The following is a 21212-nucleotide window of genomic DNA, read 5'->3' on the forward strand; positions in this document are numbered from 1 at the left end:
GTTACGGCGCCTCCGCACGGGTGCGGAGGCGGTGGATGCGGCGGGTGAGGATCTCGGTGGCGGCGTGGGCGTCGTCGACGGGGATCGCGATGGGGTGCGGGGAACGGTGGGTGCGCAGGACGACGGCTTGATCGTGGTGGGGTGGCCAGGCGTAGCCGTCCGGGGATACGTACCAGCGATGGGTGCCGTCCCGTGGGGCGTGGACCGGCCATACCGCGGCGATGTCCGCGTACGGCACTTCGATGCGCTCGGCGGGGAACAGCGGTAGGTTGCCGCGCGCGTCCAGCCAGTGGATCCGGTCGCGGTACGCGTAGACGATGATCGCCCGGACCCCGTGCTTCATCGGGTCGATGCGGTGCTCGAGCTGACGGGTGAGCACGAGATCGATGTCGAGATCACCGAGTTCGGCGCACAGCGGCACCGTCATGCGTTTGCGCGCCAGCCCCGCGCAGATGTAGCCGACCATCGGCACCACCAGCCCGCCGGGAATCGCGGTCCGCACCTCGAACGCCGACAGGTTCGTCCCCGGCAGCGCCAAGAACAGCACCGCCGCCACGGCGACCTGCCCGTAGCCGCTGAGCATCACCCTGGTCCATTGCAACCAGTCCCGAATACCTTTGCGGTACAACCAGAGCAGTGCCCATACCGCCGGCACAGCCACGCACACCGCGCATACCACCCCCGCCGCGAGCCCGGCCGCGTCCACCGGCCTGCCCTCCGGCACCCCCGCCACACCGGCCCACACCACCAGCAGCGCCGGAATCCCGATATAGCTGAGGTAGAGGAGCCGACGAGCCCGCCGCCAGCGTCGCTGCAATTCCGGCGCGGCAGCCGGGTCGGTGAAGTTCGGCACGACCGCCGGGAAGAGGCTCATCGACGCCGATCGTATCGACCGGCCGAACGCACCGGGGCGCGGCAGCCGTCGCGCGTGAAGTTCGATCACCGGGTCGACCGGGACGGGATGTGGGTTGCCCCAACGAGGCCGCCTACGTCAGGGAAGCCGGTCGCCGTGCTGAGAACTGTCGAGTCGACGCGGCTTCGACCGCGCGCGGAGATGCCCGCGGGCCCCGGTCAGTCGACGGCGATGGCCGCCACAATCGGGAGGCGCACCGCGCGCAGTGCGGGCGGTACCGCGCCGATCAGCGCCAGGGCCAGCGCCGCGACGGCGTAGACGACCAGCAGGGGGCTGGGTTCGTAGCGCACGTCCACCGTCACCGCGTGCGACATCGCCGAGGTCGCGATGTACTGGGTGAGGGCGCCGACCGCCAGCCCCAGGCCCGCACCGGCCACCCCGATCCCCGCGGCCTCGGCCAGCACGGAACGCAGCACGAAGCGCCGCCCGGCGCCCATGGCGCGCAGGACACCCAGTTCGCGGCGGCGTTCCAGCACCGAGAGCATCAGCGTGTTCAGCAGCGCGACCGCCGCGACCAGCACCACGATCCACAGGATGGCGTTGCTCATCGCCGCGCCCTGGCCGACCGAGGCCGCGATCGCGTCCAGTGCCTGCGCACCCGACTCCACCGCGTACTGCGGTGGCACCACCGCGCGCACCCGCTCGAGCACCGCCGCCGCGTCGGCGTCCGGTTCGAAGAACACGTTGAGGACGGTCGCGCCGTCGCTGCGGTACCACTGCCTCATCACGTCCAGGTCCATGACGACGATGCCGCCCAGCGCGGAGAAGTACGGAACCACTTGGAGCACTTCGACATCGCGTGGCCCGGTGGGCGTCGGCAGCACCAGCCGCGCGCCGGAACCGGCGTCCAGCGAGGCGGCCACGTCCCGGGAGAGCACCACGCCCTCCCCCGCGATCATCCGTTCAGCCACCCCCGGCTCCAGCGCGTGCAGGACGTCGTTGGGCGTCCCCGGCTGGAAACCTTGCAGCACCACGCGATCGCGCCCGAGCGTGGCGTAGGCCATCTGCCCGGGACCGACGGAGTCGACGCCGGGCACCGCCTCGATCCGCGCGCCCAGATCGCCGGGCAGGGCGGGACCGGTCGGGAAACCCCGCATGCCCGACGGCGTGACGAACGCGTCGATCCGCGCGAGGTCGTCGAATGTCTCGGTGGCCGAATCGATCATGTTGGCCGAGGCGCTGCCCAGCGCCACCGTGGCGGCGACGCCGATCATCACCGTCATCGTGGTCGCCCAGACCCGCCGGGGCGCGCGCTCGAGCGTGACCGCGGCGAGCGCGCCCGGCGCACCGAAACGCCGCGCGACCGCCGCGCAGCAGGCGACGATGGGACCGGTCGCGGCGAAACAGGCCGCCAGCGCGGCGCCGAAGGCGAGCGTGATCGCCGCCAGGGAGTAGCGGCCGAAGTCGATCCACGCGACGGCGACCGCGGCTACCGCGGTGACCACCGCGACCAGCACCGCGCCCCACCGCAGCACCGGCGACACGGCGTCGGCGCGCCCGACCCCCACCGGCGCCAGAGCCTCGATGGGTTCGACCCGGTACACCTGCCGCGCGGCGACCGCGGCGGCGCACACGCCCGCCGCCACGCACGCGACGATCGCGATCGGGATGGCCGTCCACGGCACCACGTATTCGGTCCGCGCCTCCACCGAATCCACGATCGCGGCGGGCAGCGCCGCCAGGGACAGCTGCCCGGCGAACACGCCGACCACGGCCCCGCCGACGGCGCCGTAGGTGGCCAGCAGCGCCGCTTCGAGCAGCAGGTCGCGGACCATCGGCCGCTTGCGTCCACCGAGCACCCGCAGCGTGGACAGCATCGGGCGGCGTTGGGCGACAGCCATGCTCATCGCGTTGTAGATCAGGAACGCCGACACCACCAGCGCGGCCGCCGCGGCCATCAGCGTCGAGTACCGCACGAGCGCGATCGCCCCGCCCGCCTGCGCCGTGCGCAGGCCCGGATCCGCCACGACCGCCTGCCCGCCCACCGCGGTGACCAGGTCCGCGCGCAGCCGCTCCACGTCGGCGCCCGGTTCGGCGACGATCTGGATCGAGTTCAGCTGATCGGTCTGTCCGGCCAGCTGCTGGGCGCGGTCGAGGATCGCGACGACCAGGTGGCCGCCGTTGAGCCGGTCGGATACGTCCTCGGCGAGCACGCCGGTGACCCGCGCCGCCCGTCCGTCCACCCGCACCTCGTCGCCGACCTGGTATCCGGTCGCCGCGCCGACCACCACCCCGCTGAGCAGTTCGGTGGCCAGTCCGCGCAACGGCTCGGCGAGGTCGCTCTCCAGCGCGGTGACCGAGGCGTCGGCGCCGACCAGCAGCATCGGCCCGCGCTCGGTGCCGATCCTGGTCCGCACCATCGGCACCGCCGCGTCGACCCCGGGCACCGGCGCTACCCGCGCGAGAACCGCCTCGTCGAAACCGGTGCCGGTGATGCCGGTGATCTCGAGGGCGGCGTTGCCACCCAGGCCACGGGCCAGGCGGTCCACCGAACCGGTCACCGAGCCGGAGATGCCGAGCATGGCGACCAGCAGCCCGGCCGACACCCCCATGACGACCATGGCCATCAGCGTCCGGCCGGGATGGGCGATCAGCTCCCGGATGTGCAGGATCCGGAATCGCGTCCACGCCGTGATCATCGCGCCTGCGCCTCGACTCGATCGGCGTCCTCGTCCGCACCGGCGGTGCGGGATTCCACCGATTCCACCGACCCGTCGCGCACCCGCACCACCCGGTCGCAGTAGCGCTCGGCGGCGGGGTCGTGGGTCACCATGACCACGGTGTTCCCGCGCCCGGTGATCTCGCGCAACAACTCCAGGATCGAGGTGCCCGACGCGGAATCCAGATTGCCGGTCGGTTCGTCCGCCAGGATCAGCGGCGGGTCCATGATCAGCGCCCTGGCCACCGCGACGCGCTGCATCTGCCCGCCGGACAGTTCGGCGGGCCGGTGGTCGGCCCGCTCGGACAAGCCGACCAGGTCGAGCAGTTCGAGCGCCCGCGGCCGGGCGCGCCGCAGCCGCCCGCCGTCGAGCAGCACCGGCAGCGCGACGTTCTCCCACGCGGACAGGGTGGGCAGCAGGTTGAAGAACTGGAAGACGAAACCGACCTGGTGGCGCCGGAACTCCGACCGGCGCTCGTCGTCGAAGTCGCCGACCTCCTCCGCGCCGAAGCGGATCGATCCGGAATCCGGTGCGTCCAGCGCGCCGAGCAGATGCAGCAGCGTGCTCTTGCCGGAGCCGGAGGGCCCCACGATCACGGTGAACTCACCGACGGGGAAACTCAGCGACACCCGGTCCAGGGCACGCACCACATGGCCGCCGACCCGGTATTCCTTCACCACATCGGTCAGTTCCAGCATTCAACTCTCCCTGGGTGTTTCGGTGCGGGCGGACGGCGGTGAGCCCGCCGAATCGAACAGGCGCCGGACGGGTCCGCGCAGGAACGGCGGCAACAGTTCCAGCGCGCTCAGGCGGGCCGCGCGCAGTTGCGCCACCCGCCGGGCCCGCGCCTGCCCGATCCGGGCCGCGAGCTCGGCCTTGGCCGATTCCGGCAGGTCCGCAATGGATTTCGGCGCGCCGGCGAGCACTCCCGCGGCGAACTCGGCGTCGGTGCTCCCGCTCATGCCGGGCCGCCCTCGAGGTCGGAGCCGTCATAGAAGGAGGTCTCGGCGATCTCCGGCTCGGCGACCCCGGGCGCGGCCAGCCCGGCCCGGCCCCGGCTGGAGTAGGACTGGCCGCGCGCGACCGTGGTGGGGGCGAACCGCGCCCACCCGACGGTGTTGTCCATATCGGTGTAGAGCAGGTCCACCCCGCCGGAGATGAAGTACGCCTCGTGCCAGGCCGCGGTCGAGCGTTTGGGATCGCCCAGGAACCGCCGCCACCAATCCCGGTGCTCGCCGGTGTGGGCGTAGCGGTCCAAGCTGTCGGGATCGCGCCAGAACTGCCGGAAACCGACGTGCAGCGGCAGGAACGACCAGTAGAAGTCCTCGTGGGCGAGCATCCCGTCGGGCGGGTGCGCGGCCAGTTCCCGCAGCTGGGCCCGCATCTTGATGATGTGTCCGTAGCCGCTCGGGCGGACCGCCTTGATGCCGAGGTACAGCACGACGGCGTCCGGCGTGGCGGTCAGATCGACGGTCAACCGTTCTCGAGAACCCTTGTCAGCCATGATATTTCTTTCGCTCAGGTGCGCTGTGCGTCCGGCTCGGGCGCGATGGTCAGCAGGAAGTTGCGCGGCCGGAACTCCCGGACCACCGGCAGCGCTCCGAGGAACGGGTTGAGATAGCCGAACACCAGCCCGCGTCCGGGCGGGAAGCCGATGTCCCGGGCCGCGGCGATGCGCGGATGCAGCGCGCGCAGCCGCTCGAGTTCACCGAACCGGGTGCCCCACGCCATCTCGGGCAGGCGGTATTCGCCGTCACCTCGGGTGCGGTTGCCCCGCATCATCAAGGTGCGCAACCACGAGCCGCCCGTCAGCCACGCGGGCATCGTGTCGAAAATCAGTGTGGCGCCGGGAAAGCGGTCGGCGCACGCGCCGATCAGCCGGTCGACTTCGGCACGGTCGAAGTACATGAACAGGCCCTGCGCCACGACGCACACACCGTTCTCGGTGGCCACCTCGTCCATCCAGCGCAGATCCAGCGCCGAGCACGCCAGGCTGCGGCGGCGCTGTCCGTCGGGCAGCAGCTTGCGGCGCACCTCGATCGTCTCCGGCAGATCCACCGTCAACCACCGCGCCGTACCGTTGTCCACCCGCCAGAACTGGGTTTCCAGCCCTTCGCCCAGCGACACCACGGTTCCTTCCGGATGCCGCGCCAGAAAGTCCTCGACGTACTTGTCGAAGCAGCGCGCGCGCAGCGCGAACGCCGCGCTCGGCCGCCCGAATCGCTCCTCGAACGGATAGTCGACGCGATCGGCGACCGCGACCGCCCGCGCGTCGCGCAGCACTCCGTCGCGCCGCCTGGCTTCGGCCGCGCGGCCGTACAGGGGCCACAGCAGGGTCTCGGGAACGCCGTCGAGCCCCACCGCGATCTTGTCCGTACTCATAACTCGTTGTCGCTCCTCACTCGTCGCTCTCGGGGACACCGGCCGGCGCGCCCGCGGCCACCGCGGCGTGGAACCGGCCGGCCACCGCCTCGCCGAGTTCGCGCGCCGCGCGCTCGGCGACGGCCCGGTGCTCGGCGGGCAGGTGCGGCGCCAGCGCGTCGAACTCGTCCCACAGGTCCGCCTCGGCGACCGCGGCCAGCAGGCCCGGCACCCGCGCCACCGGCGCCGCGCCGATCACCGTGGCGAGGTCCTGTCCCGACTCGACCATCGCCGCGGCGCCGATCAGCGCCCGATCGCTCAGTTCGGCGATGGCGGCCCGCACCGCCGCCTCGGGCAGCTCGCCGACGAGTCCGCCCAGACTCACCCAATCCTGCCGCCGCGCCAGCTCCCGCGCGACCTCCGCGAGCACTCGGGCGGGCAGGCGGCCGACGATCGCCCCGGCGTCGCGGGGCTCGAGTTCGGCGGCCACCTCCGCCAGGAACGCGGGCGGCAGACCCGCCGCCACCTTCGCCGCCCGCGCCGGCTCGATCGCGGCCGCAAGGCAGGCCACGAACACCGGATTGCCGGTGCGCCGCGCGACTTTGGCCATGAGGCCGGTCGGCAGGATCGACGACGCCGAAGCCAGCGCCGCGATCACCTCGCCCGAATCGCGGCGCAGTTCGTCGGCGATGCGCACCCGGAACTCCCGCAGGTCCGGATCCGGTACCTCGGCGAGGAATTCGAGGGGGTCGCCCGGTGCGCCGAGGGTGCGCGCCAGATGGGCGAGCGCGGGGCGCGCCACGCCGTCCCCGCGCGCCGTGTCGTCCGGTGCGGCGTTCATGCCGAACCCACCCGGACGATGCTGGGCAACAGGTCGCGCAACATCGGCATGCGGTCGAGCGTCGCGGCGGGCACCACACCGCGCGACGGACCGTACGCCAGCACGGAGACACCGGTGATCCGCGCGCTCCAACTGCGCACCAGCGGACCCACTTCGCCGCAGTCCACACCCCACGGCATGCGCGGCGTCGTGTAGTACTCGGTGAGCGCGTGGCCTTCCTGGGTCTTGCGGGAGAACCAGCGCGGCACCACGTCGAACACCAGTGTCGCGCCGGGGAACCGGTCCAGGATCCGCGCGCACAGCGCCCGCACCTCCGATTCGCTGAAGTACATGAACAGGCCCTGGGCGCTCACGAAAACCCCACGCGCGGCGTCGACTTCGTCGAACCACGCCCGGTCCAGGGCGCTGACCGGCAGGCAGCGATGTCGCGGCGTGGACGGCAGGAAGCGCTCGCGGACGGCGACCGCGTCCGGCACGTCCACCGCGAGCCAGCGCACCAGGCCGTCGTCGCACCGGAGCATCTGGGTCTCGAGGCCGGCGGCCAGTTCGATCACGGTGCCGCCGGGATGATCGCGCAGCCACGGGCGCAGCGCGTCGTCGAACGCGGCGGCGCGCACCGCCAGGCCGCGGTCCGGCGGACCGAAGCTGCGGTGGTAGTCGTAGTCGATGGACTTGTAGATGCGCACGCAGTCCGGGTCGTGCAGAACGGGATTCGCTTGTCCGTCCTCACCCGCCCGGCCGTGCAGGGTCCACAGCATGGTCTCGGGCACTCCGGTGAGCGTCACCGCCGTTGACATGTTCTCTCCTTCCGGTCACCGGACCGCGGGAATCGCCCGGCCCGCACGCGATTCGGTGATCCACCGATGGATCCGGTCGGTGGTGGCGCGCGGGTCGACGATCCACGCGTTGTGCCCTTCGGTCGGCGCCGTCCACCGGGTCACCCGGGCCGCGCGCATCTTGGCGAGCAGATGTTCTACCGAGCGGTGCGGCGCGAGCCGGTCCGCGTGCTGCCGGATCGCCAGCACCGGCACGGTCATCCGGGCGATCAGCGCCTCGTAGTCGACCGTCGCGCCGTGCGGCTCGAATCGCCCGGTGCGCACCACGTGCGCCCAATCCCGGTGGAACCGGCGGGAATGCGCGGCGAACGCACCGAACGGATCAGCCCGCCCCGACGGCCCGGCACCGCCCGCGAGCGCGCCGAGCAACAGGATCGCCGACATGCCCCGGCCGTGGACGCGGTGATAGTTCGTGCCGGAGGCGACCAGGATCAACCCGTCGAGGCCGCGACCGCCCGCGGCCCCGTACAGCGTCGCCAGCTGGCCACCGATGCTGTGCCCCAGCAAGTAGCGCGGCCCGCCGCCGAACCGTTCCCGCACCGCCGCCAGCACCGCGGGCAGATCGTCCTCGACAATCGTGCGGTAGCCGTATCGGTCACCACAGCAACGGCTTTCACCCTGACCACGCACCTCGCAGACCGCCGCGGCCAGACCCTTCGCGGCGAGGGCACGCGCGAAGAGTTCGTAGTACCCCGCGGCGACACCGAGTCCGGGCACCACCACCACGACGGGCGGTGGACCGGTGCCGGTGCCGCCGCGCGGCGGCACGCAGCGCACCGGAGCGGTGCCGCCGTCCGGGGCCGTCGCCCAGATCTTCTCCACCGTCCACCGCCTCACCGGAGGAGCTGTCGCGCGTACGCGGCGCAGTCGGGAACGGGCCGGAACAGTTCCACCGCGGGCGGCATCCGCACGCCGAGGACCCGCAGTTGGTGCACCCGAAGGGAATACGCGGCGCCCACCATCAGGTTGGCGGCCACCTCGGTGACCGTGCGACGCCCGAGGTCCGACAGCACCGACTCCGCGGCCCAGTCGTTGAACGCGCCTAGCGCCGGGCCCGCCCACAGCTGGTAGTCGACGGTCCGGTCGGCCCGGCCTTCCTGCGCCCACCGCGAGGACAGGCCCAGGTACCACCGGAACACCATCGCCATCCGGCGGCGCGGATCGAGGCTCTCGGGCGCGAGATCCGGCTGGGCGCGGCGCAGGTACTCACACACCCGCGCCCACGCCTCGTCGAGGGTCATCCGCAGCACCCGCCGCTCGAGCCACATCCGATCGTCGGCCGTGAGTTCGTCGAGGCCGCCGTACCTGTCGTACAGCTGCCGCAGGCGCTGGGCCCGCTGGGCGAACATCGTGCCCTTGCGCAGCACCTGAACCTGGGATCCCATCTCGAACATATCGGCCGAGGGCGCCATGGCGGTGTCGGCCGCACCCGCCGCCACCAGCATCGCCTTGGCCGTGTCGGAGACGTCGGCCTCCACGCACGCCTGGTTGACCGAGCCGGTGACCACGTAGTCGGCGCCCAGCGCGAATGCCGCCGCCACGGCGGCGGGCGTGCCGAGTCCGCCCGCCACACCGAGCCGCACCGCGCCCGCCGGTGCCCAGCGTCCGCGCGCGGCTTCCCGCTCCTGCGCGAACTGCGGCAGCAGTGCGGTCAGCGACCGGCCGTCGGTGTGCCCGCCGGAATCGGCCTCGACCGTGATGTCGTCGGCCATCGGCACCGTGCGGCCCAGCTCGGCCTGCTCGGCGGTGAGCAGACCGCGCGCCACCAGGTCGGCGACCATCGGCTCGGGCGCCGGTGCCAGGAACCGGGACCCGACCTCGAACCGGGACACCTTCGCCATCAGCCGGTGCCCGGTCACCGCGCGCCCGCCGTGGCGCGTCAATCCGCTCAACCGCCACCACACCAGGGCGGGCGTGATGTCCAGGAAGGCCGAAGCCTCCACGGCGCGCACACCGTGGCGGGCCAGCAGTTCCACCGTGCCGAACTCCAACCGCGAATCGTGTGGCGAATGCAGCAGATTGACCAGGAACGGGCGGTCGGGAACGGACTCGCGCAGCTCGCCCACCCGGCGGTCGATCGTCTCCAGCGGTAGTCCGCCGGAGCCGAACGAGGCCAGCAGACCGGCCCGCGCCATCGCCCGCACCAGCGGCACCGAGGCGATGCCGTGCGCCATCGCCCCCGCCAGGTATGCCAGATCCACACCGTGTTCGCGCCGGAAGGAACTGGCGCCCAAGCGATCCGGCGGACACGGCGGGACGGTCGCCAGCACCCGCGCCGGTGCGGGCGGGACGGTCGTGCTCACGCCGAGCCGCCCGTCGTCGGACACGACGTGACAGGGCGAGTCGAGCCGCGCGAGCACCGCGCGCATCCCCGCCAGGTCGGTCCGCACCACCGGACCCGCGCCGGGCGCCGCGGGCGCGGATCCGATCCGCTGCGCCACCGTCATGACCGCACCTCCCGCACTTCGACCGCGAGGCCGGAGAATTCGTAGATCCGCATGCCGGGTTTGAAGACACTGGCGTCGGCGACGACCACCAGCCCGGTCTCGGTCCTGCGGACCTCGGTGACGTCGAGTTCGACGTCCATCCGCTCCTCGTGCCGCAGGATCTGCCCGCGATAGCTCCAGGTGAACGGGATCCCGGTGGGGACGGCGAAGCGGACCTCACCCAGGTCGTCGGCCAGTCCGGCGGCGATCACGTAGGTCTGCAACCCCTGCATGGCGGCCTCGACCCCGAGCGAGCCCGGCATCACCGGATCGCCGTGGAAGTGGCAGTCGAAGTACCAGTCGTCGGGGTCGATGCGGCGGGTCCCCTTCAGGTAGCCAAGCCCGTTGCGGCCGCCGTCGCGCACCACCCAGACCCGGTCCAGCAGCCCGAAGTGCCCCTCGCCGAGGCGAAGGCCGTTGTCCGGCAGCCACTCCCGCTGCCCGGTCAGGTCGAGTTCGGCGACCTCGACGTCCGGGCCAGGAGCCTGCTCGTCGAGGCGGCAGCCGACCTCTTTGCCGCCGTCCAGGCCGACCTGGGAGGCCAGCGCCTGGTCGGTGAAGTACCCGAACAGCGAGGTGCCCTCGTAGTACGGGACACCGTCCACCTCCAGCGTGTAGCGGAATCGCTGCAGCACCTGACCGACCACGTGCGTGGTCGAGAGCAACTGCGTGTGCTGGCGCCAGGTACGGCCGCGCACGTCGATATCGGCCAGGAAGGTGGCCGTGCCGTCTAGGTTGCGGACCGAGAGCTTCTGGTCCAGCGGCATCACCGTCATCGTGCCCATGCAGGACCCGGTCACCGCGGCGGCCTGCAACGTCGACTCCATGACGATCGATCCCGGGATGCCGTCGAACGAATTGTCGTGGAAGTACCAGCACTGCCTCGCCGCGTCGTACTCGGTGACCAGCGACCCGCCGCGCAGCTTCGCATCGGCCAGCGTGAAGTCGACGATGCGGTCGACCAGCCGGAACTCGCTGTTGGGCAGGTGCAGCCGGGTCTTGCCCCGGTAGCCGTCGACGACCTGGCCCATCGCCACCGACAGATCGCCGCTCTCCATGTGCGCGAGGTGGAATTCGTTGAGCCAGGCCACCTCTCCGCGCGTGCCGTACCGGCCGAGGAAGACCGACTCGCCGTCGCGCAGTTCGGGACGGTAATCGGAACCGGGGACCTCGCGCACCTCGATGCCGAGGGTCTCGACGGTCGCCACCAGGGCCTCGCCCGCGTAGACGTGCACGTTCGCGATCACTGCCGGGCGCGGCACCATGGCGATCTCGACGACCTCTAGTTCGTAGCGCAGCGTCTGGGCACCGGGATCCGGGACGGGGCCGCAGCGCAGCGTCGCCGCCATGTCGCGGGCGGGCAGCAATTCGGCGTCGGCGAACACGAGCGGCAGACCGAGCCCGATCGCGTACACCCGGACCAGTTGGGAGGCCGCCTCGACCAGCGACGCCGCCGGATGGTCGCGCCACCCACACCGCTCCGCCGCGTCCGGGCGCAGCAGGGCGGTGGCTGAGCCGAAGCGGAATTCGCCACCGCGACTGTCGATCTCGGTGACCTCGGCCAGCAGCTGCGCGCCCGGTGGCGCGGCCGCGATCCGGGAGTTGCCGCCCGGTCTGCGCTGATCCCAGCGCGGACCGAACACCTCCACCATCCGGCCCCGCGCCAGCCGCTCCAGATCCGCGGCCGCCAAGCCGGTGCGCCCGCTGTCCTCGATGGGCTTGAATCCCTTGCGGCGCAAAGCGCGCCGCGACAGCGCACGCGGTTCGACCGGCGCGGGCGCCGGGCTCCGGTGGTCGGTCGCGGCGACGACGCCGTCGGTGACGTCGGCCAGCACGGTCGTCGCGGAGGTGAACCGGCCGATGCACCGCAGGGTGGCCGCGTCGGCCGGATCGCGAGTCAGGTCCAGCCGCAACCGGATCGGCGCGCCCGCCACGGGTGTCCGATCGCGGTGCACCCAGCTCAGCCGCGGTGTCCGAACCGCACGATCGGGGCCGAACGGCGCGGCGAGGGCGAGCACCTCATCGACGGCGCGCACGAACGCCGCGGCGACCACGCGGCCGCCGAGCACCCAGCTCTCGTCCCATGGCGAGTCCAGTTCGGCGAGCACCGTTCTGGTGTCGCCGGTGGTGGAATCGCCGACGATTCGAAGCCCCGCGGCCGGCGCGTCGGGTTCTCCGTGGTCCAGGCCGGCCTGGTGTTCCAGGCGGGTCAGCAGCAGCGTCTGAAACGCCGACTGCGCCTGCAATGCCGCGATATGGGCCTGCGCCACCCATGCGGCCGATGTGGCGACCCCGCGCAGCCCGAGACCGGCCAGGTGGGCGGCCGCGTCGGCCCGCCCGTTCGCCGCGGGGGCGTGGCCGTTCGCCGCGGGGATCGGACGCCGGTCCGGGATCGGCTCGGGCGCAACCGGTTCCGGCGCGCGAACCGGCTCGGGCGGTGGCGGATCGCCCGCCTCCCACAGCAGTGGTTCTTCGATCCGGATGACATCCCAGTCGTCGTCTCCGGCACCGCCCCGCGGCGCGGGCGCGGCGGCGGGGCCGTCGGCCGCCCCGACCGGTTGCCGACCCGTCATCTCCGCCTCCGTCTCCTCGGCCGTGCTTTCCGGCGCGCCGAACAACCTGCTCAGATCGACCTCGAGTCCCGCGCTGATCAGCCGGGCCAGGGCGCGCGCCAGCGACATCGCCAGCGCGCCGCCGCGCTGGTCGATGCTCACCGCAACGTGCGGGCGCTCGGCCAGATTCCGCCCGATCCACCGCGTGCCGTCCGATCCGGGCCCGACCTCGATGAAGTACCGGTAGCCCGCGTCGTGGACCCGCGCGCACAGCGCCGCGAAGTCGACCTCCGAGCGGCACAGCTCCTCGACGACGCCCGCCACCGCCGCGGCATCGCGCAGGTCCACGTCCGGGCGCGTCGCGAAGAACAGCTCCGGCAGCTCGGCGCGGCCCGACAGGTCGTGCTCGGTGAGCGCGCGCACGCTCGCACCCGCCCGCTCGACCAGCGGCACGTGCAGGACCGGACCGCCGCCCGGCAGCGGCACCGACGGCGCGCCCAGCTCCCGCAGCACGGCGCGGCACTGCGCGGGATCGCCGGCGAGGACGACCTCGTCGGCCATGTCGACGTGGGTGATGAACACCCGGTCGTAGCGCTCGACCACGGCCCGGACCTCGGTCACCGGGGCCACCACGACCACGGTCAGCCAGACCTGATCGTCGGGGACCGACGCGTCGAGGTCCCAGGCGCGGCGCACCACCGACCGGCGGCCGAACAACTCGTCGGTGAAGATCGGCGAGCGGCGGACGCCGAGCCCGATCTCCTCGCTCTGCGCCCACACGCCCAGGCCCCAGAGCATGCAGATCTCGCCCATGCTGTAGCCGAATCCGCCGTCGGGCACGATGCCGAGCAGGTCTTTGAGCATCGGTGTGCTGAGCAGTCCGAAGTACACGCCGGCCGAGGAGATGAATCCGACGTCGGAGCGCAGGGCCGTCGCGTGCGCGGCCACCTCGTCGGGCGTGGGTCGGTGCGGGGCGCGCAGGTAGCTGTCGGCGATCGCGAGCGCGTCGAACGGCCTGCTCTCGAAGCTCTCCACGCCGGCGAGCAGCCCGGGAAACAGGCGGAATAGTCCGGCTTCGGCGCCCGGGTGCATGGCGAAGGTGCCGGGGTAGACGAAGGCGACCTTGCCGTCCGGCCCGAGCGGGCGGCCCGTGCAGAAGCTGCCGCCCGGGGTCGCCCACGACCGCTCCTCCCGCACCGCGTCCGCGAGATGTTTTTCGGCCGAATCGAGTTCGCGCCGCAGGCCGTCGGCGTCGGTGGCCACCAGGACGGCGCGCAACCGGCCGGACCCGGTCACGGCCGCCGCGCGACGCGCGATCGCGAACGGGTCGAGGCCGCGCGCGAGATCGGACCGCACGCCCGCCACGCCGGCGAGCAGGGCCGGACCGTCGTCGCCGTCCAGCACGATCAGCGCGGGCCCGCCGTTATCGATCCAATCGATAGGTGTGTCGTAGCCGGAGCCGAGTTCGTTCGACAGCACGAGAGCGCCCGCGCCCCCGGCACTTTCGGGCACGCACAGCATGCCGGTGCGCCGTCCGTCGCGGCGTCGGCGCACCCACGGCTGCCGGGTGACGCTCACGCACACCGGGGCGCCGCCCGATACCGCGCCGGCGATCTCGTCCGGCGTCGCGGGGAGCGTCGCGGTGTAGATGTCGTGGACCAGCCCGAGCACCGCGCCCAGCCCGGTCCGCGCCGACCAGCCCGCCACGCACGACAACTCGCCGGCGTCGGCGTACTCGCGCAACGCCGTGCGCACATCGTCGACCTGTTCGGCGAGGCCGTCGAGCACACCCGCGAAGCGAAGGTGCTCGACCAGGGCCTCGGGCCGCTCCGGAACCGCCAGCGCGGAACGGACCGCGGCGCCCGCGCCGGCCGCCGACACCGCGGCGCCCTCGACCCGCGCGAACTCCCGGTAGCCCGTCGCGTCACCGGAGGCCACCAGCAGCAGCGCACCGGCGGGCGCGTCGTGGCCGCTGCCCACGACCAGCACCGCGTCGGCCGCGCCCGCCGCCGTCAACTCGGCCGCGCGCACCAGCTCGGGCACGCCGGAGGCCGAGGCGGATACCGCCTCGACCGGCCCGCGTCGCGGCGAGCCGGCCAACACGGCGAGTTCCGACCAGAGTTCCCCGGCCCGCTCCGGATCGGCCGCGAGCACCGCCACCCGCTCCGTCGCGGGTCCCCGCAGGCGGCCGACGGCCCGGCGGACGGCCTCCGCCGCGGTCGCGCCCGAACCGTAGGCGACGACCGACAACGCGATGCCTACGGTTCGCTCATCGGACATCGGAGGTCTCCCGCGCCGCCGCGTCGCCGTCCGCACCCGGCATCGGGCCGCCGGCGAACACCTCGTTGAGCGCTTCGCTCGCGATCGCCACCAGCCGGCCGACGACGCACATCACCGCGCCCGTCGCATCGCAGACGGTGATGCTGACCTCGATCGTGTTGGCCGACTTGCGGACGAAGTCGTGACCGAACACCACGAACGGCTCGTCGAACGGGATGCGCCCGAACATGTCGACCCACTTGACCTCCGACGGCAGGCAGCTCATCCCGAGCTTGCGCCGGACCCAGGTGCCGACCACCTGCAACGCCACATCCGACAGCACCGGATCGAAGATGTCGGTCTCGAAATACGGTTCGCGCCGAACAGGTTCGGGGACAAGGCATTCCAGCACGATCTCGGTCTCGGTCTCGCGCAGGATGCGGCGCAGCCCCCGGAACGCCGGTCCGTGGAACATGGTGCCGTCCCGGTAGACGGTCACCGGTTCACCGCTGCCGAACGGCGGCAGCGCGCGCGGCGCGGGCCGCTCGACCGGTTCGCGCGGATCGAGCACGGTGAGCCGGTAGCGCGGCCGGCCGGACTCCTCCCTGGCCACCACGCCGACGGCGCCGTCCGCGCCGCGCCGGATGTCCAGTTCGAGTACCTCCGGCTCGCTGCCATCGACGATGACGCCCTTGAGCACCGAGTAGTTGCGCCACGAGCGCGGCCACACCCCGCACACCTGGGCCACCGCGTTGAGCATCCCGCCCGCCGCGTACGACGCCGGAACCACCACGTGGCCCGCGAGCTGATGATCGGCCAGCACCGGGCTGCGGTACAGCTCGGCCATCTGCCTGCGCACCACCCGGCCCGCGCCGAGCAGGTCGACGCGCGGCCTGCGGACCGCGTGTTCCGGCGGACCCACCAGGTGCACCACGTCGGCCCCGGGCGTGCGCGCGAACAGTTCGGCACAGCACCGGGCGCCCACCGCCACCGGAATCATCGCCACCCCGCGGTCGCGGAACAGCTTCGCCAGTTCCGGGCGGACCATCCCGCCCTCCCACGGCCCCCAGTTCACCGCCGTCACGGCGGTGTCCGGATGGTCGGCGGCGTAGCGGATCCCGAGGCGGCACAGGGCCTCGTTGGCCATCGCGTAGTCGGCCTGGCCCGCGTTGCCGTAGAAGCCCGCCACCGACGTGAACAGCACCAGGTGCCGCAGCCGGGCCGGATCGACCGCGGCCAGGACCGCCTCGATCCCGCCGAGCTTGGGGGCCAGCACCGCGCGCACGTCCTCGGCGGGCTTGTCCACGAGGTGCTTGTCCATGAGCACGCCCGCGCCGTGCACGACACCGGCGATCCGGCCCGCGAACGGGTCCAGCGCCCGCGCGACGGCGTCGGCGTCGCGCACATCGACGGAGAGGTAGTGGGCGCGCTCGGCCACCTCCCGCAGCGCGGCCAGGGTCGCCCGGATCTCCCGCTGCGCGACGAGTTCGCGCACCCGCGCGTCGACCTCGCGCAGACGCACCGGCTCGTCCCGCGACTTCAGCTCTCGCACCAGCGCCGCCCGCAGATCGCCGTCGGCCACGCCATCCGCCCACCCGGGATCGTCGGCCTGTTCGGTACGCCCGAGCAGCACCACCTCGACGGCCGACAGCTCGGCCAGGGCACGGGCGCAGGCAGCGGTCACACCGCGGCCGCCGCCGGTGAACACCACGACGTCGTCGGCGCCGAGCGCGACCGACTCCGGCGCCGGATCGGCGAGCGCCGGTTCGGCCGCCGACGCGGTCACGGTGCGACGGGTCCGCTCGGCGTCGATACCGACCTCCAGCAGCGCGTGATCGCTGTCGGTCAGCTCGGCGACCAGCGCGGCGCACGCCGGCGCCTCGTCGAGGTCCGGTGCCACGTCGACCGCGCGCGCGAACAGGTGGGGCGCTTCGAAGCCGATCGTCTTGACCAGCCCCGTCACGCCCGCGGCCACCGCGCCCGCCGCGCTCGGATCGCGCATCCCGAGGGCACCGTCCACCCGGGTGACGGTGAGGAAGGCGCGTCGGCGTTCACCGGCTTCGGGGGCGGCGCGCAGGAACCACGCGCCGAACATCGCGGCGTCGACCAGTCCCCGTTCGGCATCGGCCGGATCGCCGTCCTCGGGCATCACCCACAGCGCCAGGTCCACCTGGGCGTCCTCGGCGACCTCCGCGCCGGCACGGGCGACCGTCCACCCGCGCTCGGTCAGCGTGGCCACGAGCGCGTCGGCCAGTGCCGTGCGGGCTCCGGCCACCACCGCGACGGGGTGCTCCCGGTAGGCGTCGACGAGGGCGTCGGCCGCGGGCAGCGAGGTAGTCGCGACGATCCGCCGCACCACCTCCTGCCCGCCGTCAGCTTTTGGGTCGGACATCACCTCGGCGGGCACCTCGATCGCCTCGGCGGGCTGCCCGCCGCGCGCCATCTCGGCGATGAAGTCGACGACATCCTGGAGGGTGGCCAGCGCGAACAGCTTCTCCGGCTCCGGCGGCGTGATGTCGGGGTAGCGTTCCTGGACCGAGCTGAGGATCTCGACGCGCTTGATCGAGTCGATGCCCAGGTCGGCCTCCATGTTCATGCCGAGTTCGAGCATGTCCGGCGGATAGCCGGTCTTGTCGGCGATGACCTCGATCAGCATCTCCCCGATCACCACGGGATCGGTCGGGATCTCCGCGGCGGCGGGCACCTCGGCGGGCGCGCTACCGTTCACCGCGGCCGGTTCGGGCGCGGCCTGCGGCGCCACCGGCGCGGCGGGCGCGGGCTCCGGTGCGGCGGGCGGGGTCGCGGGCGGCGGGGTCGCGGGCGGTGCGGTCAGCGCGCGCGGCGGGGCGAACGGCTCCAGGCGCCCGCCGTCGCCGCCGAGGACCCGGCCGTCGAAGTCACCGGGACGCGGCCGCGCGGGTGTGCGCACCCCCGAACCGGATTCGAGTTCGGCGAAACTGCGCAGCACGTCGCTGGCGTGCACGTGCCCCTCGCTGATCGCCTGCGAGTGCCGGGCGATGGCGTCGATACCGCCGATGACTTCGCTGCGCGCGCCGTTGCCCGCCTCGTGGGTCAGCAGATCGCTGATCCGTTCGGCGACCGAGAGCTGGTTGGACAGGTACTCGCGGTGCATGTTCAGGTGCTGGGCCGCGATATCCCAGATCGAGCCCGCGTGCCCGTTGCCGGCATGGCCGTTCGCCGCGTGGTGGGCGACCGGTTCGGCCTGCGCCGGGTGCGGCTGCTGAACGTCGTCGGTGTTCATCGAAGTTGTCGACCTTTCGATCCGATAGCCGTTGGTCAATGCGTCCCGGTACGCCGTGCGGCGGTGTTCGGGCACGTACTCGGCGCCGTTGAGCCACACGGTCGCCGGGCTCAGCGACCGCTCCGGCTCGCCCGTGCCGAGGTCGACGCCCCGGTTCAGCCCGGCCAGCGGCACGCCGAGCACCGTCAGCCGCGCGGCCGCGCTCAACAGGGCGAACTCACCGTCCCCGCCGGGGCCGCCGTCCACCGCGAGGGCGATCGCGTCATCGCCGAGGCAGTCGCGGACCATCCCCGACAGCACCGACTTCGGGCCGAACTCGACGAACACCCGGAAGCCGTCCCGGTGCATCTCGGCGAGGCGATCCGCGAACGCCACCGGCCGCACGATCTGCTCGGTGAGCACCTCGGCGTTCGCCGCCGGATCGGCGCCGTAGGAGGCACCCGCGGTGTCGGCGTACACCGGAAAGCCGGGCTCGCCGATCGTCACCCCGGCCACCGCGTCGGCGAACGCCGAGACGGCGGGCGCCACGAGCGGGGTGTGGAACGCCGCCGCCACCGGGAGCGGACGCGCGCCGATCCCGGCCTCTCCGCAGGCCCCGACGAACGCCTCGACGGCCGCGGTCGGTCCCCCGACCACCACCTGCTTCGGCGCGTTCACATTGCAGATCTGGACGTCCGGGTGTTCGGCCAGCACTTCGCCGACGCGATCGGCGGACGCGTTCACCGCCGCCATGGCACCGGAATCCCCTTCGGCGGTCCCGCATTCCGCCATGGCCCGGCCACGGGCGCGGGCCAGCGCGCCGAACTCCTCGGCATCGATGCTGCCCGCCGCCCACAGCGCGGTCAGTTCACCGAAACTGTGGCCGAGCGCCCCGTCGATGCTCAGTCCCAGCGACCGCAGCTGGTCGAACTGCCCTTGGGCGAGCGCGCCGATGGCGGGCTGGGCGAAATCGGTAGCCCGCAGCCGGGATTGCTGCGCGGCCTGCGTTGCGGGGTCGAAAGCCGAAGGCGGGTAGACGGTTCCGTGGAACTCCCCACCGGGGAACCGGGCCGCGGCGGCGTCCAGCGCGGCGCGGACCGCGGGGAACGCCATGGCCGCCGCCGCGCCCATATCCGTGTACTGACTGCCCTGTCCGGCGAACAGGCCCGCGATCTTTCCGGTCTCGCGCGCCCGCGGTTCGTAGCACACGCCGTCGGGCAATTCGGCGTACCCGTCGGTGCCGATGTGCTCGATCAGCGCCTGGCGCAACGGCGCCAGTTCCGCGCCGTGCGGGGCGACGATCGCCGCCCTGGCGTGGTCGCCGGGCACGGGATCGTCGGCCATGGGCCGCACCGGTTCGCGGTCCAGCGCCACCACCAGTTCCTCGGGAGTCTCGGCGTGCCACAGGTGCACGACGAACCGGCGCCATCCGCGCGTGTCGTTGCGGTCGGCCCGCGGCGCCTCCTCGAGCACGCAGTGGAAGTTGGTGCCGCCGAACCCGAACGCGGACACGCCCGCGCGCCGCACGCCGACACGCGGATCGACCAGCCAGGGCCTTGCCTTGGTGTTGGGATAGAACGGCGAGTCGTCGAACCCCATCTGTTTGTTCGGCGTGACGACGTTGATCGTGGGCGGCAGCACCTTGTGATGCAGCGCCAGAATCGCTTTGATGATGCCCGCCGCGCCCGCCGCGCATTTCGTATGGCCGATCTGCGATTTCACGGTGCCGATCGCGATGCTCTGCCGGTCTATTTCCCGGCCGCTGTACAACTCCTTCAGGGCACCGACCTCGACCATGTCGCCGATCGGTGTTCCGGTTCCGTGACATTCGATGAGGCGCACCGTCTCCGGTGCGACGCCGGCCGCCCGATAGGCCCGCTCCATGGCGTCGACCTGGCCTTCCAGGCGCGGCGCGTAAATACTCTTGAACCGGCCGTCGCTGGACGAACCCATTCCTTTGACAACGGCGTACACGCGGTCGCCGTCGCGTTCGGCATCGGCGAGCCTTTTCAATCCGAGCATTCCGATACCCTGACCGATGAGCGTGCCGTCGTTACGCTCGTCGAAAGGTTTGATCGTGCCTCCCGCGGACAACGCCGGCGTCTTGGAGAAACACAGATACATGATCGGGCTGTTCTCCAGATCGCAACCGCCGGCCAGCATGAAATCGGCCCGCCCGAGCGCCAGCTCGGAGATCGCGAGATTGATCGCGGCCAGCGAGCTGGCACAGGCCGCGTCGGTCGTGCAATTCAGTGCGCCGAAATTGAATCGGTTCGCGATACGCCCGGCGACGACATTTCCCAGGATGCCCGGGAAGGTGTTCTCCTGCCAGGGCGCGAACGCCGTCTTGTATTTTTCCGCGATGGCCTCGGCTTCGTCCTCGCTCAGGCCGCTGCTGCGCAGCACCTCGATCAGCATCGGCGCCTGCATGCGCAGGATCATGTCGCGGGCGAGCGGACTCGCACCCGCGGTCCCGAGCACCACGCCGGACCGGGCGGGGTCGAACCAGCCCGCGTCGGGAATCCCCGCATCGGCCAGCGTCTGCTTGGCCACCAGCAGGCTCAGCAGCTGCAGACCGCTGGTGGCCTCGACCGTCTTCGGAGGGATGCCGAATTCCATCGGGTCGAACGGAATCGTCGGGATGAATCCGCCACGCTTGGAATACGTACGGTCCTCGGCTCGCGGGTCCGGATGATAGAAGTCCTCGATGCGCCAGTGATCGGCAGGAACATCCGTTATGCAATCCTCGCCGGATACGATATTGGCCCAGTAATCGGCCAGCCGCTCCGCTTTGGGGAACAGCGCACCGAGACCGATCACGGCGATGGGCACATCGCTGGGAGCACCCGGCGTATCGAACGTGCGCGCTTCGGATTCAGATTCACTCATACGGCATCCAAGGATTCGCTTCGAACAAGTCGGTAGAACATGTGGGCATCGGTCGGCTGCCCATTCGGCAGTCAACCTTCCCAGGGCACGGCGAATCGCCCGCCGTGCCGTCAGGATTTCGACAAGAAGAACTCTCCGCGAGGAGAGTCCTGGGTCAGCTCGCGCCAGATGTCA

At 72.3% G+C, this 21212-nt stretch carries 12 protein-coding genes; all 12 read right to left on the reverse strand.

Features of this window, described 5'->3' with window-relative positions; all coding sequences use genetic code 11:
• Position 1 precedes the first annotated feature (1 nt).
• The gene (locus tag DFR74_RS22920; protein WP_067511426.1) at positions 2–874 is read right to left on the reverse strand and encodes a hypothetical protein; all 873 of its coding nucleotides are present in this window, start codon (positions 872–874) and stop codon (positions 2–4) included.
• Between the two features lie 197 nt (positions 875–1071).
• Positions 1072–3552: an ABC transporter permease gene (locus DFR74_RS22925; RefSeq protein WP_067511427.1), complete on the reverse strand. Its 2481-nt coding sequence runs from the start codon at positions 3550–3552 to the stop codon at positions 1072–1074.
• Positions 3549–4271, reverse strand: coding sequence for an ABC transporter ATP-binding protein (locus tag DFR74_RS22930; RefSeq protein ID WP_067511428.1), 723 nt, complete (start codon positions 4269–4271; stop codon positions 3549–3551). Before DFR74_RS22930 ends, DFR74_RS22925 begins: the two co-directional genes overlap by 4 nt.
• A complete protein-coding gene (locus DFR74_RS22935; protein WP_067511429.1) occupies positions 4272–4535 on the reverse strand; it encodes a hypothetical protein in 264 nt (87 codons plus the stop codon). It lies immediately after the preceding gene.
• Positions 4532–5077, reverse strand: coding sequence for a monooxygenase family protein (locus tag DFR74_RS22940; RefSeq protein WP_067511430.1), 546 nt, complete (start codon positions 5075–5077; stop codon positions 4532–4534). Before DFR74_RS22940 ends, DFR74_RS22935 begins: the two co-directional genes overlap by 4 nt.
• Positions 5078–5091: 14 nt before the next feature.
• Positions 5092–5955, reverse strand: coding sequence for a class I SAM-dependent methyltransferase (locus DFR74_RS22945; RefSeq protein ID WP_067511431.1), 864 nt, complete (start codon positions 5953–5955; stop codon positions 5092–5094).
• Positions 5956–5971: 16 nt separating this feature from the next.
• Complete coding sequence (locus tag DFR74_RS22950; protein WP_067511432.1) at positions 5972–6775, reverse strand: hypothetical protein; 804 nt, start codon at positions 6773–6775, stop codon at positions 5972–5974.
• Positions 6772–7572 (reverse strand): class I SAM-dependent methyltransferase, encoded by an 801-nt coding sequence (locus DFR74_RS22955; protein ID WP_067511433.1) that lies wholly within the window; start codon positions 7570–7572, stop codon positions 6772–6774. The genes DFR74_RS22950 and DFR74_RS22955 overlap by 4 nt, the downstream gene beginning before the upstream one ends.
• Positions 7573–7587: 15 nt before the next feature.
• On the reverse strand, positions 7588–8448 hold the full coding sequence (locus DFR74_RS22960; protein WP_233444457.1) for an alpha/beta fold hydrolase: 861 nt from the start codon (positions 8446–8448) through the stop codon (positions 7588–7590).
• Positions 8445–10058: a PfaD family polyunsaturated fatty acid/polyketide biosynthesis protein gene (locus DFR74_RS22965; RefSeq protein ID WP_067511435.1), complete on the reverse strand. Its 1614-nt coding sequence runs from the start codon at positions 10056–10058 to the stop codon at positions 8445–8447. The genes DFR74_RS22960 and DFR74_RS22965 overlap by 4 nt, the downstream gene beginning before the upstream one ends.
• Positions 10055–14929, reverse strand: a complete 4875-nt coding sequence (locus tag DFR74_RS22970) for a hypothetical protein (protein ID WP_147265885.1) — start codon at positions 14927–14929, stop codon at positions 10055–10057. The genes DFR74_RS22965 and DFR74_RS22970 overlap by 4 nt, the downstream gene beginning before the upstream one ends.
• Positions 14919–21038 (reverse strand): type I polyketide synthase, encoded by a 6120-nt coding sequence (locus DFR74_RS22975; protein ID WP_113975255.1) that lies wholly within the window; start codon positions 21036–21038, stop codon positions 14919–14921. The genes DFR74_RS22970 and DFR74_RS22975 overlap by 11 nt, the downstream gene beginning before the upstream one ends.
• Positions 21039–21212 lie beyond the last annotated feature (174 nt).

The sequence above is a fragment of the Nocardia puris genome, assembly GCF_003315035.1.
Lineage (GTDB): Bacteria > Actinomycetota > Actinomycetes > Mycobacteriales > Mycobacteriaceae > Nocardia > Nocardia puris.

Excerpts from the sequence above, each read along its gene's own strand:
- DFR74_RS22920 (WP_067511426.1), bottom strand. The coding sequence starts at position 874 with ATGAGCCTCTTCCCGGCGGTCGTGCCGAACTTCACCGACCCGGCTGCC.
- DFR74_RS22925 (WP_067511427.1), bottom strand. The coding sequence starts at position 3,552 with ATGATCACGGCGTGGACGCGATTCCGGATCCTGCACATCCGGGAGCTG.
- DFR74_RS22930 (WP_067511428.1), bottom strand. The coding sequence starts at position 4,271 with ATGCTGGAACTGACCGATGTGGTGAAGGAATACCGGGTCGGCGGCCAT.
- DFR74_RS22935 (WP_067511429.1), bottom strand. The coding sequence starts at position 4,535 with ATGAGCGGGAGCACCGACGCCGAGTTCGCCGCGGGAGTGCTCGCCGGC.
- DFR74_RS22940 (WP_067511430.1), bottom strand. The coding sequence starts at position 5,077 with ATGGCTGACAAGGGTTCTCGAGAACGGTTGACCGTCGATCTGACCGCC.
- DFR74_RS22945 (WP_067511431.1), bottom strand. The coding sequence starts at position 5,955 with ATGAGTACGGACAAGATCGCGGTGGGGCTCGACGGCGTTCCCGAGACC.
- DFR74_RS22950 (WP_067511432.1), bottom strand. The coding sequence starts at position 6,775 with ATGAACGCCGCACCGGACGACACGGCGCGCGGGGACGGCGTGGCGCGC.
- DFR74_RS22955 (WP_067511433.1), bottom strand. The coding sequence starts at position 7,572 with ATGTCAACGGCGGTGACGCTCACCGGAGTGCCCGAGACCATGCTGTGG.
- DFR74_RS22965 (WP_067511435.1), bottom strand. The coding sequence starts at position 10,058 with ATGACGGTGGCGCAGCGGATCGGATCCGCGCCCGCGGCGCCCGGCGCG.
- DFR74_RS22970 (WP_147265885.1), bottom strand. The coding sequence starts at position 14,929 with ATGTCCGATGAGCGAACCGTAGGCATCGCGTTGTCGGTCGTCGCCTAC.
- DFR74_RS22975 (WP_113975255.1), bottom strand. The coding sequence starts at position 21,038 with ATGAGTGAATCTGAATCCGAAGCGCGCACGTTCGATACGCCGGGTGCT.